The sequence below is a fragment of the Micromonospora globosa genome (assembly GCF_000717585.1).
GTDB classification, from domain to species: Bacteria; Actinomycetota; Actinomycetes; order Mycobacteriales; family Micromonosporaceae; genus Micromonospora; species Micromonospora aurantiaca.
In genome coordinates, this window is sequence record NZ_JNZR01000005.1 from 189831 (window position 1) to 205654 (window position 15824).

The following is a 15824-nucleotide window of genomic DNA, read 5'->3' on the forward strand; positions in this document are numbered from 1 at the left end:
CCGGCGATCAGAGGGCGTCGAGCCCGCGCTCGCCGGTACGCACCCGGACGACCTCCTCGACGCCGGTCACCCAGACCTTGCCGTCGCCGATCTTGCCGGTCCGGGCGGCGCCGACGATCGCGTCCACGATCTTGTCGACGTCCATCTCGTCGGTGAGCACCTCGACCCGGATCTTGGGCAGGAACTCGACCGTGTACTCGGCACCCCGGTAGACCTCGGTGTGCCCCTTCTGCCGGCCGTAGCCCTGGACCTCGCTGACGGTCAGCCCGGCCACGCCGAGCGCGTGCAGAGCCTCCTTCACCGCGTCCAGCTGGTACGGCTTGATGACCGCGGTCACCAGCTTCATGTCCAACCCCTCCATCCCAGGAACGTTAACCGGCGACCTTCTCGCTGACCGGCGCGGACTCGTCGGTCTCGACAGCGGGCTCCGCGGCCGGCTTGCCGGCGCCGATCCCGGCCATCGCGAACGCGCCACCGCTGCTGCCCGTGGTGGGCGACAGGTCGTAGCCGCTCTCCGCGTGCTCGGCGATGTCGATGCCGTCGACCTCGGCCTCGGCGGAGACCCGCAGGCCGATCGTCTTGTCGATCACGAAGCCCAGGGCGAAGGCGACCACGAAGGAGTAGACGCTGACGATCAGCGCGCTGATCGCCTGCTTGCCGAGCAGCGACGCGTCGCCGCCGACGAACAGGCCGTCGGTCTCCACCAGCGAGCTGACCGAGGCGGTGCCGAACAGGCCGATCCAGAGGCAGCCGATCCAGCCGCCGACGAAGTGCACGCCCACCACGTCGAGCGAGTCGTCGTAGCCGAGCCGGTACTTCAGGCCGACCGCGAGGGCGCAGACCGCACCGGCCACCACGCCCAGCAGCACCGCTGCGGCCGGGGTGATGAACGCACAGGCCGGGGTGATCGCGACCAAGCCGGCGATGGCGCCGGACGAGGCGCCGACCAGGGTCGGCTTGCCGTCGCGCAGCCACTCCACCACGATCCAGCCGAGCAGCGCGGCGGCGGTGGCGACCTGGGTGTTGATGAACGCCAGCGCGGTGACCCCGTCGGCGGTCAGCTCGGAACCGGCGTTGAAGCCGAACCAGCCGAACCACAGCAGCGCGGCGCCGAGGGCGACCATCGGGACGTTGTGCGGCTTCATGCTCTCGCGCGGCCAGCCGACCCGTTTGCCGAGCACGAGCACCAGCGCGAGCGCCGCCGCACCGGCGTTGATGTGCACAGCGGTACCACCGGCGAAGTCCAGCGCGCCGATGTCGCCGCCGATCAGCCCGCCGCCCCAGACCATGTGGGCGACCGGGAAGTAGACCAGGGTGGCCCAGCCGAACGCGAACAGCAGCCAGCCGGCGAACTTCACCCGGTCGGACAGCGCACCGCTGATCAGCGCCACGGTGATGATCGCGAACATCATCTGGAAGGCGATGAAGACGTAGATCGGGATGCCGGTCTCGCCCCACAGGTCGTTCTCGCCGACGAAGGTCTTGGTGCCCAGGTACTGGCCCAGGTCACCCCAGAACCTGCCGCCCTCGCCGAAGGCGACGGTGAAGCCGTAGAAAAGCCACAGGATGCTGACGAGCCCGATGGACGAGAAGCTCATCATCATCATGTTCAGAACGCCCTTGGACCGGTTCAGGCCGCCGTAGAACAGCGCGAGACCGGGGGTCATGAGCAGCACGAGGGCAGTCGAGACAAGCAACCAGGCAGTGTTCCCGGTGTCGATCTCCACGCTGCCTCCTCTCGTTGTCGTATTCCTCCCTCCGACTGAGACCTGGCAGCATCGCCCGTCAGCCGGTTGCGCGGAAGCTTGGTCGCCGGCTGTTTCCTTCAGCGACACCGCGCGATTTCCGACGCGTGACGGGTTGTTTCCGGCGTGTGAAGAACGCCGATCTTGCTCAGCGCAGCGCGTACTCCAGCTGGTGCCGCTCGTAGTCGAGCAGCCGCAGGTCACGCATAGGCCGACGCAGGTGGCCCTTGTGGACGATCCGGACGAACGCCGGCTCACCGGCGGCGGCCATCCGCCGGATGCCCTCGACGTGGTCGACGATGCGCTTGCGGATGGTCCGGATGAGCCGGTGCCGGTCGCGCGGGATCAGCCCGTACGCGTCGGCGAACAGCCGCAGCCGGCGCGGCCGGTCCGGGTGCTTCCAGCCGAGCGTGATCGAGTCCCGGTCGGAGAAGATCGGCACCCAGGTCCAGGCGGCGTACGCCACGTCGTAGATGCGGGCGCCGGGTGAGGCGAGGTCGAAGTCGATCAGCCCGAGCGTGCCGTCCGGCCGCCAGATCACGTTGTGCGGCGCGGCGTCGTGGTGGCAGATGACCTCGGTGTCCGGCGGGGGCGGCCCGAACGAGCGCCAGACCGCGCCGGGCGGCGGGGTGAAGCCGTACTGCGCGTCGTGGAACATCCGCAGCATGGTGGCCACCGTGACCAGGGCCTCGTCGGTGACCCAGTGCGGGGCCAGCGGGTACTCCCCGCACTCCCCCTCCAGGTACGACAGGACCTCCCGGTTGCGCTCGTCCATGCCGAGCGCCCGGGGCGCGCCGGTGAATCCGACGTACTCCAGGTGGCGCAGCAGCGCGTGCACGGAGGGCGTCCACGGGCCGGCGTTGCGCCGGACCGTGTCTCCCACACGGACCACGGTGCTCACGTTCCCGCCGTGCAGCGGGATCTCCTGCGAAGTCACGTACGGTCTCCCGAGGCGTGGCGACGGGTGGCTGGGGTCGCGCCACCCCGCGTAGGCGCGATCGTCAGTCGTCACGGGAGAGGCTACGCGTCCCGGGCGAGCGGCTCGGTGCCGAGCAACGCGTCGACGAACTGTGCCGGGTCGAACGGGGCCAGGTCGTCCTTGCCCTCGCCGAGGCCGACGAGCTTGACCGGGATGCCGAGCTTGCGCTGCACGGCGATCACGATGCCGCCCTTGGCGGTGCCGTCGAGCTTGGTCAGCACCACGCCGGTGACGTTGACCGCCTCGGTGAAGACCCGTGCCTGCTCCAGCCCGTTCTGGCCGGTGGTGGCGTCGAGGATCAGCAGCGTCTCGTCGATCGGGCCGTGCTTCTCCACGACCCGCTTGACCTTGCCCAGCTCGTCCATCAGGCCGATCTTGTTCTGGAGCCGGCCGGCGGTGTCGATGAGCACGGTGTCGACGCCGGTGTCGATGCCGCGCTTGACCGCGTCGAACGCGACGCTGGCCGGGTCGGCGGCCTCGGGCCCGCGGACCGTTTCGGCGCCCACCCGGCCGCCCCAGGTCTCCAGCTGGTCGGCGGCGGCGGCCCGGAACGTGTCGGCCGCGCCGAGCAGCACGCTGCGGCCGTCCGCGACGAGCACCCGGGCGATCTTGCCGCAGGTGGTGGTCTTGCCGGCGCCGTTGACGCCGACCACGAGCACCACCGCCGGGACGCCCTCCTTCGGCGCGGTGCGCAGCGAGCGGTCCAGGCCCGGGTCGAGCGCGTTCACCAGCTCGGCGGCGAGCAGCGCCCGCAGCTCCTCCCCGGTGCGGGTGCCGAGCACCCGGGTCCGCTCGCGCAGCCGGTCGACGATCTCCCGGGTGGCGTCGATGCCGACGTCGGCGGTGATCAGGCTGTCCTCGATCTCCTCCCAGGTGTCCTCGTCCAGCCGGTCGCGGCTGAGCAGGCCGAGCAGGCCCTTGCCGAAGACGTTCTGCGAGCGGGACAGCCGGGAGCGCAGCCGGACCAGCCGGCCGGCGGTCGGCTCCGGCACCTCGACCGGAGGGGCCGGCGGCGCCTCCACCACCACACCGGTGGTGAGTTCCGCCTCGGGGGCCTCGGCCGGCGGGCCGGCCAGGTCCTCCTCCGTCCGGGTGTCGACCTCCGTGCGCGGCAGCGGCGGCTGCGGGCGCCGGCGCAGCCGGGGCACCACGAGGCTCAGGCCGCCGATGATCAGCACGCCGAGCAGGGCGAGAGCGACGAGGAGGTATTCCGTCATGCCCGAAATCCTGTCAGATGCCGACGACCGCGTCCCACTCACCGCCTCGGCACGCGAACAACCTGCGGGTACGCTCGCACCGGAAGGCGTACCGCAACCGCCGGCCGGGTAGGGAACAGCCGAAACGATCTTGTCGGAGGTGTGTCGTGCCCGGTTCCCGCCTGCTCATCGGCCCGTTGCTGCGCCGGGTCGTCGACACGCGGGCGACCGTCTGGGTGGAGACCAGTTCGCCCGCCGTGGTCACCGTCCGCACTGCGGACGGCGCCACCGGCAGTGCACCCACCTTCTCCGCGTACGACCACCACTACGCGATCGTCGTGGTGAGCGGGCTCACCCCGGACAGCGCCACGACGTACGAGGTGCTGATCGACGACGAGGTGGCGTGGCCGCTGCCCGACTCGTCGTTCCCGCCCAGCGTGATCCGCACCCGCGCGCTCGACGACGCCGACCAGCCGGTGCGGCTGCTGTTCGGCTCGTGCCGGGAGACCACCCAGCACTCCACCGCGCGGAAGCTGCCGCCTGACGCGCTCGACGCGTACGCCCGCCGGGTGATGGCCGCGCCCGACGAGGCCGTGCTGCCCGACCTGCTGGTGCTGCTCGGCGACCAGGTGTACGCGGACGAGACCTCGCCGACCGTGCGGCGGCTGCTCAAGCGGCGCCGGCGGCGGCCGAAGGACGCCCCGGCGACGCAGGTGGTGAGCTTCGACGAGTACACCAAGCTCTACCTGGAGTCGTGGCGCGACCCGGAGATCCGCTGGCTGTTCTCCACCGTGCCGAGCGTGATGATCTTCGACGACCACGAGGTGATCGACGACTGGAACACCTCGCAGTCGTGGCGCGCGGACATGCGCGAGCAGCCGTGGTGGGCCGAGCGGATCCGCAGCGGCCTCGCCTCCTACTGGGTCTACCAGCACCTGGGCAACCTCAGCCCGGACGAGATCGCCGCCGACCCGGTGTACGCGAAGGTGGTCGCCGCCGAGGACGCCACCGGCGTGCTGCACGAGTTCGGCGAGCGGGTCGACAAGGAGGCCGACCTGGCGCACGACACCGAGCGCTGGCGGGCCGTGCAGTACCAGTGGAGCTACGCGCTGGACCTGGGCCGCACCCGCCTGGTCATGCTGGACAACCGGTCCAGCCGGGTGCTCCTGCCGGGCAACCGGGCGATGCTGCCGCCGGGCGAGTGGTCGTGGTTCCTCGATCAGGCGCACGGCACCTACGACCATCTGGTGGTGGGCAGCTCGCTGCCGTGGCTGCTGCCGCCGGGCATCCACCACGTCGAGGCGTGGAACGAGCGCCTGGCCGACTCCGGCCGCCCCTGGGTGGCCCGGCTCTCCGAGCAGATCCGCCGGGCACTGGACCTGGAGCACTGGGGGGCGTTCCGGCGCTCGTTCGAGGCGCTGGGCGAGCTGTTCGTGCGGCTGGGCAGCGGCACCGCGCCGCGCACCGGGGCACGGGTGGGCGCCGGGCCGGCGTACGCGCGACCGGCGTCGATCAGCGTGCTCTCCGGTGACGTGCACCACTCGTACGTGGCCCGGGCCCGGTTCGCCGACCGTAACGTCCGTACGCCCGTGCACCAGCTCACCTGTTCGCCGATCCACAACCAGGTGCCGGCCGCGATGCGCCCGCTGATGACGCTGGGTTGGAATCCCGGCCCGGCCGGGGCGACCCGGGCGCTGGCGCGCTCGGCCGGCGTACGCCGCCCGCCGGTGCGCTGGCGGAAGCTGGCCGGGCCCTACTTCGGGAACGCGGTGGCCACGCTCACGCACCAGGGCCGCAGGGCCGCCGTGGTGATCGAGGGGACGACGAGCGAGGGCGAGCTGCGGCCGGTGGCGCGACAGCAACTCAGCGACGAGGACTGAGTACCCTCTGAGCGTGGACGAGACGCTGCGCGCCGTGGAGCACGAGTTGACCGCGTTGCTGCGCCGCGGCCGGGCGCTGTCCTGGGAGATCGCCCGCGAGGTCCACCCGAACCTGGAGCCCAACGCGTACGGCCTGCTGCTCTGGCTGCGCCGCTCCGGCTCGATCCGGCTCACCGACCTGGCCGCGAAGCTGGGGATCGGCAAGGGCACGCTGAGCCGCCAGATCGGCGGGCTGGAGGCGCTGGGTCTGGTCCGCCGCGACCCGGACCCGACCGATCGGCGGGCGGCCCAGCTCAGCCTCACCGAGGAGGGCACCCGGCGGTTCGACGCGGCCCGGGCGGCGCGACTCGGACAGATAAGGCGTTCGCTCGAAAGCTGGCCGAAAGAGGACGTGGCGGACCTCGCCCGGCTGATGCACCGCTTCAACGAGTCGTTCTGAGCCCGCCGGCAGGGGGAACAATCCGGGCCCGGCTCGAGTTGTTGCTCAGAGCAACGGCTTCTACGGTTGCCCGAGGCAACCTTTTTCCCCCGCTCCGGAGGCACTCCACGATGACTCAGGCGACTGCGCCCGCACGGGCGACCGCCGTCGACATGTCCCACCGGCAGATCCTGGAGGCGCTCTCCGGCCTGCTGCTGGGCATGTTCGTCGCGATCCTCTCCTCCACGGTCGTCTCCAACGCGCTGCCGCGGATCATCACCGACCTGCGCGGCGGTCAGTCCGCGTACACCTGGGTGGTCACCTCGACGCTGCTGGCGACCACCGCGACCACGCCCATCTGGGGCAAGCTCTCCGACCTGTTCAGCAAGAAGCTGCTGGTCCAGCTCTCCCTGGTGGTCTTCGTGCTGGGCTCGGTGCTCGCCGGGCAGGCCCAGACCACCGGCGAGCTGATCGCCTGCCGGGTGGTGCAGGGCGTCGGCGCGGGCGGCCTCACCGCCCTCGCCCAGGTGATCATGGCGACGATGATCGCGCCGCGCGAGCGCGGCCGGTACAGCGGCTACCTCGGCGCGGTCATGGCCGTCGGCACCATCGGCGGCCCGCTCATCGGCGGCGTCATCGTGGACACCTCCTGGCTCGGCTGGCGCTGGTGCTTCTACGTCGGCGTGCCGTTCGCCGTGCTCGCCCTGATCGTGCTCCAGCGGACGCTGCGGCTACCAGTGGTCAAGCGCGAGGTGAAGATCGACTGGTGGGGCGCCACGCTCATCACCGCCGCCGTCTCGCTGCTGCTGGTCTGGATCACCCTGGCCGGTGACCGGTACGACTGGATCTCCTGGCAGAGCGGTGTGATGGTGGCCGGCGCGGCGCTGCTCGGCGCGCTCGCGGCCCGGGTCGAGAAGCGTGCCGCCGACCCGATGATCCCGCCGCACCTGTTCCGCAACCGCACCATCACGCTCGCCGTGATCGCCAGCATCGCGGTCGGCGTCGGCATGTTCGGCGCCTCGGTGTTCCTCGGGCAGTACTTCCAGATCAGCCGCGGCGCCAGCCCGACCATGTCCGGCCTGATGACGCTGCCCATGATCGGCGGCCTGCTGGTCTCCTCGACAGTGGTCGGCCGGATCATCACCAGCACCGGCCGCTGGAAGAGCTGGCTGGTCATCGGCTCGGTGCTGCTCACCGCCGGCTTCGCGCTGATGGGCACCATGCGCGCCGACACCCCGTACTGGCACCTCGCGGTCTTCATGGCGCTGATCGGCCTCGGCGTCGGCATGTCCATGCAGAACCTGGTGCTCGCCGTGCAGAACACGGTCCGCCCGGACGAGCTCGGCGCGGCCAGCTCGGTGGTGGCGTTCTTCCGCAGCCTCGGCGGCGCGATCGGCGTGAGCGCGCTCGGCGCGGTGCTCGGCCACCGGGTCACCGGCTACATGGCCGACGGCCTGAGCCGCCTCGGCATCCCGGCCTCCGGGCCGGGCGGCGGCGGTCTGCCGGACGTGCACACGCTCCCCGGCCCGATCCGCACAGTGGTCGAGGCCGCGTACGGGCACGCCGCGGGTGACATCTTCCTGGCCGCCGCCCCGTTCGGGCTGCTCGCCCTCGTCGCGGTGGTCCTCATCCGGGAGGTGCCGCTGCGCCGCTCCAACGCCGAGCCGCTCCCCGCCGGGCGGGAGACGGCCGAGGCGGTACCGGCCGGAACGAAGGACTGACGATGGACGCCGCGGAGCGCGAGCGGTACGGCCCGCAGACCCGTCCGCTGCCCTACGAACGGGGTACGGACGGGCCACGGGTCGTGCTCGTCGGCGTGGACGGCAGCCGCACCTCGATGCGCGCCGCCGCGTACGCCGCCGGCCTGGCCCGGCGGCAGGGCGCCACGCTGGTGGCGGTGTTCGTCAGCTCGCCGGCCTCGTACAGCGCGATGCTCTCCGGCGTGGTGGCCGGGGCGGTCCAGCAGACCCACGACGAGCTGGCCGACGAGCTGCGTGCCGAGTGCCGGCGCGGGGCCGAGGAACTGGACCTGCCGGTGACGTTCCTGTGCCGGCGCGGCGACGCCTACACCGAGCTGTGCCGGGCCGCCGACGAGCACCGGGCCGACATGGTGGTGGTCGGCTCCTCGGAGCAGGCCGGGCACAAGCTGGTCGGCTCGGTCGCCACCCGGCTCGTTCGTACCGGCCGCTGGCCGGTCGTCGTGGTCCCCTGAGGGTGTAAGGAAGGGCCCCCTGTTAACGCCTCGCGTTGTACAGGGGGCCCCTCTTAACATCTGCGCCCATGACCTGGACCGCACCCGAGATCGACCGCCGCCACGAGCCCTACGTCGCCGACGAGCGCACCATGCTCGAAGGCTGGCTCGACCACCACCGCGACACCCTGGTGCACCCGGCCTCTACGACGACCAGGAAGACCCGGACGCCGACCTGAACGCGGTCGCCGACGCCGACCCGGAGCAGACCTTCGCCACCTACCTCGCCGAGGTCGCCGCCCGGCAGGCCGCCGCCGCCCTCTCCCTGGATCAGACCTTCCGGCGCCCCCGCCGGGACGGCACCGCCGAGACTCGGACGATGAGCGTCCGCTGGGTCTACATGCACATGATCGAGGAGTACGCCCGGCACAACGGCCACGCCGACCTGATCCGCGAGCGTATCGACGGCGTCACCGGGGCCTGACCCCTGCCGGGCCGCCCGCCCGCAGCACCTGCTCGCCCAGCGGGGTGAGGCAGTGCCGCACCCCCGCGCCGTCCCGCCGCGTGGTGATCAACCCGGCGGCCCGCAGGGTCGCCGCGTGCTCGCTGGCGGTGGCCGCGGAGACGCCGACCCGGCGGGCCAGCTGGGAGGTGCCGGGAGCGTCGGCGGTCGCCGCCAGCACGGCCGCCCGGGTCCGCCCGAGCAGGTCGGCCAGTGGCGCCCCGGCCCCCAGCTCACGCCGCCCCGGCCGGATCGGGTAGACCAGCACCAGCGGGCCGCCCGGGTCCGCCAGCAGGTAGGGCTGCGGGGCGAGATGACAGGGCAGCAGGGTCAGGCCCCGGCCGCCCGCGGCCACCTCGACGTCGTCGGCGACCGCGCACCGGTAGGACAGCGCGTAGTGCTCCCCCGTCTCGGCCCAGGCCAGGTACGGGCTGAGATCGCGCAACACCCGGTCGAGGCCGCCGGCCGCCAGCGTGTGGCCGCGTACCGCCCGGTCGGCCCGTACCGCGCCCTCGATCTCCGACCAGTAGGGCGCGAGCGCCACGCCGTGGAAGGCGCGCATCGCGGCCCGCAGCCGGGCCCGGGCGGCGGGCTCCCCGGCGGCCAGCGGCGCCACCCGGGCGGGCAGCGCGCCGGACGCCACCAGCGGGCCCAGCTCGGCGGCGAGCACCTCGTCCGGGGTGCCGGCGACCCGGTCCAGCAGGGCGTCGAGGCCGCCGTCGAACACCGGCGGGGTCACCAGGTCCGGCACCAGGTACGGCGTCCGGCACAGGTCCAGGTAGGAACGCATCTCGGGGCGCAACGCCGCCCGGGTCCGGGTCCGCCACCCGGCGAGGTGCTCCGGCACGTCGGCCAGGACCAGCCGCTGGGCGGCCATCGCCAGCTCGACCAGCACCGCCGGTTCGGACCGCAGGACGGTGCGGCTCAGGTCGGCGGCGTTGAGTCGCAGGGTGGTCACCGGCGAACGGTAGCCACCTTTCGGCCCGTGCCGAAAGGGGCTTCCGGGCGGGCCGGCGCCGCCGGACGCTGCGTGGCGTGAAGACACTCCCTGCGGCGGCCGCCGCGGTCCTGACGGCGGTGACCGTCGGCGTACCCCGGCCCGCCCCCACCGACGTCCATCCCGACACCTACGTCGTCTCCCGCGCGCCCGGCGTGCTGCCCGAAGGGCTCGCGGTAACCGCCAGCGGCACGATGTACGTCACGAGTTCGGCCACCGGCGCGGTCTACCGGGGCGACACCCGCCGGGCCGGGCTGCGCCCGTTCCTCGCCCCCGGCGCCGACGGCCGGACCAGCGCCGCCGGGGTCCGGGTGGACCGCCGGGGCCGCGTCCTCGTCGCCGGCTGGACCACCGGCACGCTCTTCGTGTACGCGCCGGACGGCACCCTGCTGGCCCGCCGCGCCGCCGCACCCGGCGCGGCCCTCAACGACCTGGCGGTCACCGAAGACGCCGTCTACGTCACGGACTCCGCCACCGGCACCGTGTGGCGGGCCGGGCTCACCGGCGGGCGCGTCGGCGCCCTGGTCCCCTGGGTGGGTCCGGACGACTTCCCGGCCGTCCCGGTCTTCCTCAACGGCATCGTGGTCGACCCGTCAGGCCGGGTCGCCCTCGTCGCGGAGCAGGGCGGCGAGCGCCTGTTCCGGGTCGACCTCGCCGACCGGTCCGTGACCGAGGTCGAGGTGAGCGGTGGCCGGATGGGCGCGGACGGCCTGCTGCTGGAGGGGGACCGGCTCTACGGCGTGGTCAACGAACCGGACGGCGCCGGCGGCACCCGGTTCCTGGTGAACCTGGCCCGGCTCGACCAGGAACTACGTACCGCCCAGGTGGTCGACCGGTCCCGCCCGGTCGGCATCCAGCGGTCGCCCACCTCGGTGGCGCGCGACGCCAGCCGACTGCTCTGGGTGGACAGCCAGCTCTTCGCGACCACGCCCGCCCCGCCGTTCACGGTCACCGAGGTGCCGGGCCTGCGGTGAGCGGCGCACGAGCCGGGCGGGACACGGGGCCCGTCCGGCTCAGTACGCCAGCGCCGCCCGCAGGTACCGCAGGTCGGCCGGGCCGCTCCAGCGGTGCGCGGACAGACCAGCCACCCGGGCGCCGGCCACCGCGCGGTCCTCGTCGTCGACGAACAGCACCCGCCCCGGCGGCGTCTCCAGCGCCTCGCAGGCGGCCTGGAAGTACTCCTTCGCCGGCTTGTGCACCCCGACGACCGAGGAGTTGACGATCACGTCCAGCTCCCCGGTCAGGCCCAGCGCGGCCAGGTCGGCGTCGAGCAGGTCGGTCGCGTTGGTGCCCAGCCCCACCCGTACGCCCGCGGCCCGCACCTCGCGGACGAACGCCAGCACGTCCGGGTCGACCTCGCCGCGGTAGCTCTGCCACTGGTCCACCGCCGCCCGGGCCCGCTCCGGGTCGCCGATCGTCGGGGTCAGCGCGTCGGCCACGCTCGCCATCCACTTCGCGTGGCTGACCTGGCCGGTGAGCACCGGCTGGAGCAGCCCCCAGGACATCGCGATCTCACCGAGGACGCCCTCGGGCAGCCCGTACTCCCGCTCGACACCGGCGGCCACCGCCGGATCCCAGCGGCGCAGCACGCCGTCGAAGTCCACCAGGAGCGCCGTGGCGCGTTCCCGACTCACTCGTCTGTCACCTGTTCCTCGTCGTCGGCCCGGTTGAGCCGCTGGCTGATCACCTGGGTCACACCGGCGCGCATTGTCACTCCGTAGAGCGCATCGGCGATCTCCATGGTCCGCTTCTGGTGCGTGATCACGATGAGCTGGCTCTTCTCCCGCAACTGCGCCAGCAGTGTGATCAGGCGGCCCAGGTTCACGTCGTCGAGCGCCGCCTCCACCTCGTCCATGATGTAGAACGGGCTGGGCCGGGCGCGGAAGATCGCCACGAGCATCGCCACCGCGGTCAGCGACCGCTCCCCGCCGGAGAGCAGCGAGAGCCGCTTGATCTTCTTGCCCGGCGGGCGGGCCTCGACCTCGACACCGGTGGTGAGCAGGTCCTCCGGGTCGGTTAGCACGAGCCGGCCCTCGCCGCCGGGGAACAGCACGGTGAAGACCTGCTCGAACTCCCGTGCGGTGTCTTCGAACGCGCTGGCGAAGACCTCCAGGATCCGGTCGTCCACGTCCTTGACCACGGTGAGCAGGTCACGCCGGGTCGCCTTGAGGTCCTCCAGCTGCTCGGAGAGGAACTTGAAGCGCTCCTCCAGCGCCGCGAACTCCTCCAGCGCGAGCGGGTTCACCTTGCCCAGCAGGGCCAGCTCCCGCTCCGCCTTGGCGGCCCGCTTCTCCTGCACCGGCCGCTCGTAGCGGACCGGCTCGGGTACCGGCCGGCCCTCCTTCTCGGCGAGCGCCACGTCCGCGTCGGTGGGCGGGACCAGCCGGTCCGGGCCGTACTCGGCGACGAGCATGGGCACGTCCAGCCCGAAGTCCTCGGCGGCCTTGGCCTCCAGCTGCTCGATGCGCATCCGCTGCTCGGCGCGGGCCACCTCGTCGCGGTGCACCTGGCTGGTGAGCCGTTCCAGCTCGGCGGCGAGGCGCTTGGCCGCGCCGCGTACCTCGGACAGCTCGGCCTCGCGGGCGGCGCGCTCGCGGGCGACGGCGTCGCGGTGCTCCTCGGCCCGGGCGATGGAGACGGTGAGCCGGGTGAGCGCCTCCCGGGCGCCGCCGACCACGGCCCGGGCGATCTGGGCGCCGCGGGTGCGGGCCGCGCGCCGGGCCGCGGCGCGCTCCCGCGCCGCCCGTTCGGCGGTGGCCTGCCGGGCCAGCGAGTCGGCCCGCCCGGCGATCGAGGCCACCCGCTCCTCGGCGGTACGCACCGCGAGCCGGACCTCCATCTCGTTCTGCCGTGCCTGCGGCACCATGGCGGCGAGCTGGTCGCGCTCCTCGGTAGAGGGTTCGGCGTCGAGCGGGGTGGCCTCGGCCAGCCGCAGCCGTTCCTCCAGCTCGGCGAGCGCCGCGAGGTCCCGCTCCCGGGCCGCCTCGGCGCGTGCCCGGGACTCGCCGAGCCGGTCGGTCTCCGCCTTGGCGGAGCGGGCGGCGGCGCCCAGTTCGGCGAGGCGGCGCGCGGCGGCGTTGCGGTGGCTCTCCGCCTCCCGCTTGGCGGCGGCGGCGTGCTGCACCGCCTCCTTGGCGGCGGCCACCTCGGCGCGCGCCTCGGCGAGCTGTTCGCGCAGCTCGGCGGCGGTGCGTTCGGCGGTGGCCCGGTTGGCTCGCGCCTCCTCGACGGCGGCCTGCACCTCGATGAAGCTGGGCGCCTTGGCCGACCCGCCCGCCGCCGCGTACGCCCCGACCACGTCGCCGTCGGGCGTGACAGCGCGCAGCTCCGGATTCGCGGCGACGAGCGCGGACGCGGCGGCCAGGTCGTCGACGAGCGCCACGTCGCGCAACGCCCGGTGCACGGCCGGGCGGATCGCGGGCGAGCACTCCACCAGGTCGGGGGCCCAGCGGGCGCCCTCGGGCAGCTTCGGGCGCAACGCGTCGGCGGGCCCGTCCATGCCCGGCCCGGCGGGGCTGCCGACCAGCAGCCCGGCCCGGCCGGCGTCGGAGATCTTGAGCAGCCGCATCGCCTCGACCGCTTCGTCCACACCGCTGACCGCCACCGCGTCGGCCAGGCCGCCCAGCGCGGCGGCGAGCGCCGCCTCGTCACCGGGGGCGACGGTGAGCAGCCCGGCGAGGCTGCCGAGCAGCCCCGGCACCTGGTCGGCGCGGGCCAGCAGCTCCCCGGCGCCGTCCTTGCGGCGCAGCCCCATGGCGAGCGCCTCCTCGCGGGCCTTCCAGGTGGCGGCGTCCTTCTCGGCGGCGCGCTCCCCGTCAGCGAGGCTGCGCACCGCCGCCTGGGCCCGCTCGTGGACGGCCACCGCCTCGTCGTGCCGGGCGTCCAGGTCGGCGTTGTCCCGGTCCGCCTCGGTCGACTGCTCGGCGACCGCGTCCAGGTCGGCCTGCGCCTTCTCGGCGCGGCCCATCGCATCGGTGTGCGCGGCGGCGAGCCGTTCGATCTCCTCGCCGGCGCTCGTGGTCCGCGCCCGGGCGGAGTTGACCTGGCCGGTCAGGCGGGCCAGCCCCTCCCGCCGGTCGGCGATCGCCTTGGCCGCAGCGACCAGTTCCCGTTCGGCGGCGGCGAGCTGCCGTTCCAGCTCCTGACGGTGCTCGACCGCCTCGGCCAGCCGGATCTGGTCCTCGGTGAGCGCCGCGCGCAGTTCCTCCTCCTGCTCGCGGACCCGCCGCGACTCCGCCTCCAGCTGCTCGGGGTCGCGCCCGGGGCGCTCGTCGTCGCCGGCGGCGCTGAGGTGACGCAGCCGCTCCCGGGCCAGTTGCTCGATCGAGCGGAACCGCTCCTGGAGCGCGGAGAGGCGGTACCAGGTGTCCTGCGCCGCGGCGAGCAGCGGCGCGTCCTCGGCCAGCGCCGCCTCCAGCTCGCCGAGGCGGCCCTGCACCTCGCCGTGCTCGGCCTCGATCAGCTCGCGCCGCTCGCGCAGCGCGGTCTCGTCGGCGATCTCCTTGTCGAGTGTGGTCCGCAGCGTGTGCAGGTCGTCGGCGAGCAGCCGCAGCCGGGCGTCGCGCAGGTTGGCCTGGATGCCGGCGGCGCGGCGGGCCACCTCGGCCTGCCGGCCCAGCGGCTTGAGCTGGCGGCGCAGCTCGGCGGTGAGGTCGGTCAGGCGGTTGAGGTTGGTCTGCATCGCGTCGAGCTTCCGCAGCGCCTTCTCCTTGCGCTTGCGGTGCTTGAGGACGCCCGCCGCCTCCTCGATGAACGCCCGCCGGTCCTCCGGCTTGGCGTGCAGCATGCCGTCGAGCCGGCCCTGCCCGACGATGATGTGCATCTCGCGGCCGATGCCCGAGTCGGACAGCAGCTCCTGGATGTCGAGCAGGCGGCAGGAGTCGCCGTTGATCTCGTACTCGCTCTCGCCGGAGCGGAACATCCGGCGGGTGATGGAGACCTCGGTGTACTCGATCGGCAGCGCGCCGTCGGTGTTGTCGATGGTGAGGGTGACCTCGGCCCGGCCCAGCGGCGCCCGTCCGGCGGTGCCGGCGAAGATGACGTCCTCCATCTTGCCGCCGCGCAGCGCCTTGGCGCCCTGCTCGCCGAGCACCCAGGCGATGGCGTCGACGACGTTGGACTTGCCGGAGCCGTTCGGGCCCACCACGCAGGTGATCCCGGGCTCCAGCTTCAACGTCGTGGCGGAGGCGAAGGATTTGAAGCCCTTCACCGTCAGGCTCTTGAGATGCACCTTCTCGATCCTCGTCCGGTGGCCGCCGTACCGTCGCCGGCTGCGCGGACCTGGTGAACCCGCAGACTAACCCGGGACCGGGGCGCCGCCGCCACGCGACCCACCCGCCGGACCGGCTGTCCGCTTTCCGCCCGGCGGTCGCGGGCGGAACGGAAATGCATGATCACAATTACCGGGCGCAATTCCAGGCGGTTCCGCAAGATCGAGAATTGCGACGCCGGCGACGAAAAGGGGTCCGCACATGGCTGCGCGCCGGCACTTGAGTGTCGGCGCGCTTTTCGGTGTGGTGCGATTCAGTTTTCCGACAACTGGAGATCAGGTCAGTGCGGGCTCGGCCAGACGGAGGAGGTCATCGGCCTCCGCCGCTGCCGCCGCAAGCCGATCGTTGTCGGCGCGCAGACGCGTGATCTCGAACTCCAGTGCCTGAACCCTGGCACGCAGTCGGGTGACCTCGTCGAGCAGACGCCGGTCGGGCGCTGCACTTACGTGGCCGTAGAGGGCCTTCGCCATGCTGACTCCTTGATGTGCGCTGCCGGAAAGGCCGGCCAACGCGCGCCCATGATGTTCGCGGCTGCCATTCCCACTGCATCGGGGCATGGCTGGGCGCGACTGGCGACACCTACATATTGAGCCGAAACCCCCTCCTTCGTCAAGTTGACCAAGGCCGTAGATCATCTCCACGTCGG

General features: G+C 73.1%; 13 protein-coding genes and 1 pseudogene. 6 read left to right on the plus strand and 8 right to left on the minus strand.

Annotation, left to right across the window (positions count from 1 at the left end; translation table 11 throughout):
• Nucleotides 1-7: 7 nt before the first annotated feature.
• The 4 genes from IF06_RS0108180 to ftsY form a co-directional block, all read right to left on the minus strand.
• Complete coding sequence (locus IF06_RS0108180) at nt 8-346, minus strand: P-II family nitrogen regulator (protein ID WP_013284578.1); 339 nt, start codon at nt 344-346, stop codon at nt 8-10.
• A gap of 25 nt (nt 347-371) precedes the next feature.
• The gene (locus IF06_RS0108185; protein WP_013284577.1) at nt 372-1727 is read right to left on the minus strand and encodes an ammonium transporter; all 1356 of its coding nucleotides are present in this window, start codon (nt 1725-1727) and stop codon (nt 372-374) included.
• Between the two features lie 166 nt (nt 1728-1893).
• The gene (locus tag IF06_RS0108190; protein ID WP_174361701.1) at nt 1894-2757 is read right to left on the minus strand and encodes an aminoglycoside phosphotransferase family protein; all 864 of its coding nucleotides are present in this window, start codon (nt 2755-2757) and stop codon (nt 1894-1896) included.
• Between the two features lie 8 nt (nt 2758-2765).
• Nucleotides 2766-3941, minus strand: a complete 1176-nt coding sequence (ftsY, locus tag IF06_RS0108195; RefSeq protein ID WP_030269980.1) for a signal recognition particle-docking protein FtsY — start codon at nt 3939-3941, stop codon at nt 2766-2768.
• Nucleotides 3942-4087: 146 nt separating this feature from the next.
• On the opposite strand from ftsY, the gene IF06_RS0108200 reads away from it, so the two are divergent.
• The 5 genes and pseudogenes from IF06_RS0108200 to IF06_RS33030 all read left to right on the plus strand — a co-directional run bounded on the left by IF06_RS0108200 (nt 4088) and on the right by IF06_RS33030 (nt 8893).
• Nucleotides 4088-5800, plus strand: coding sequence for an alkaline phosphatase D family protein (locus IF06_RS0108200; protein WP_030269981.1), 1713 nt, complete (start codon nt 4088-4090; stop codon nt 5798-5800).
• A 13-nt stretch (nt 5801-5813) separates the two neighbouring features.
• A complete protein-coding gene (locus IF06_RS0108205; RefSeq protein ID WP_013284573.1) occupies nt 5814-6239 on the plus strand; it encodes a MarR family winged helix-turn-helix transcriptional regulator in 426 nt (141 codons plus the stop codon).
• Between the two features lie 110 nt (nt 6240-6349).
• Nucleotides 6350-7939 (plus strand): MDR family MFS transporter, encoded by a 1590-nt coding sequence (locus IF06_RS0108210; protein WP_030269983.1) that lies wholly within the window; start codon nt 6350-6352, stop codon nt 7937-7939.
• A gap of 2 nt (nt 7940-7941) precedes the next feature.
• Complete coding sequence (locus tag IF06_RS0108215; RefSeq protein ID WP_013284571.1) at nt 7942-8430, plus strand: universal stress protein; 489 nt, start codon at nt 7942-7944, stop codon at nt 8428-8430.
• A 68-nt stretch (nt 8431-8498) separates the two neighbouring features.
• Nucleotides 8499-8893: pseudogene (locus IF06_RS33030) on the plus strand (DUF664 domain-containing protein).
• Here IF06_RS33030 and IF06_RS0108225 read toward each other — a convergent pair.
• A complete protein-coding gene (locus IF06_RS0108225; protein WP_013474359.1) occupies nt 8880-9869 on the minus strand; it encodes a helix-turn-helix domain-containing protein in 990 nt (329 codons plus the stop codon). The pseudogene IF06_RS33030 and the gene IF06_RS0108225 overlap by 14 nt on opposite strands.
• A gap of 77 nt (nt 9870-9946) precedes the next feature.
• On the opposite strand from IF06_RS0108225, the gene IF06_RS0108230 reads away from it, so the two are divergent.
• The gene (locus tag IF06_RS0108230) at nt 9947-10882 is read left to right on the plus strand and encodes an SMP-30/gluconolactonase/LRE family protein (RefSeq protein ID WP_030269985.1); all 936 of its coding nucleotides are present in this window, start codon (nt 9947-9949) and stop codon (nt 10880-10882) included.
• Nucleotides 10883-10921: 39 nt separating this feature from the next.
• Here IF06_RS0108230 and IF06_RS0108235 read toward each other — a convergent pair whose 3' ends face one another.
• The 3 genes from IF06_RS0108235 to IF06_RS0108245 all read right to left on the minus strand — a co-directional run bounded on the left by IF06_RS0108235 (nt 10922) and on the right by IF06_RS0108245 (nt 15648).
• A complete protein-coding gene (locus tag IF06_RS0108235; protein ID WP_013284568.1) occupies nt 10922-11542 on the minus strand; it encodes an HAD-IA family hydrolase in 621 nt (206 codons plus the stop codon).
• Nucleotides 11539-15138 (minus strand): chromosome segregation protein SMC, encoded by a 3600-nt coding sequence (gene smc, locus IF06_RS0108240; RefSeq protein WP_030269987.1) that lies wholly within the window; start codon nt 15136-15138, stop codon nt 11539-11541. The genes IF06_RS0108235 and smc overlap by 4 nt, the downstream gene beginning before the upstream one ends.
• Before the next feature lie 315 nt (nt 15139-15453).
• Nucleotides 15454-15648: a hypothetical protein gene (locus IF06_RS0108245; RefSeq protein ID WP_013284566.1), complete on the minus strand. Its 195-nt coding sequence runs from the start codon at nt 15646-15648 to the stop codon at nt 15454-15456.
• Between the last annotated feature and the right edge of the window lie 176 nt (nt 15649-15824).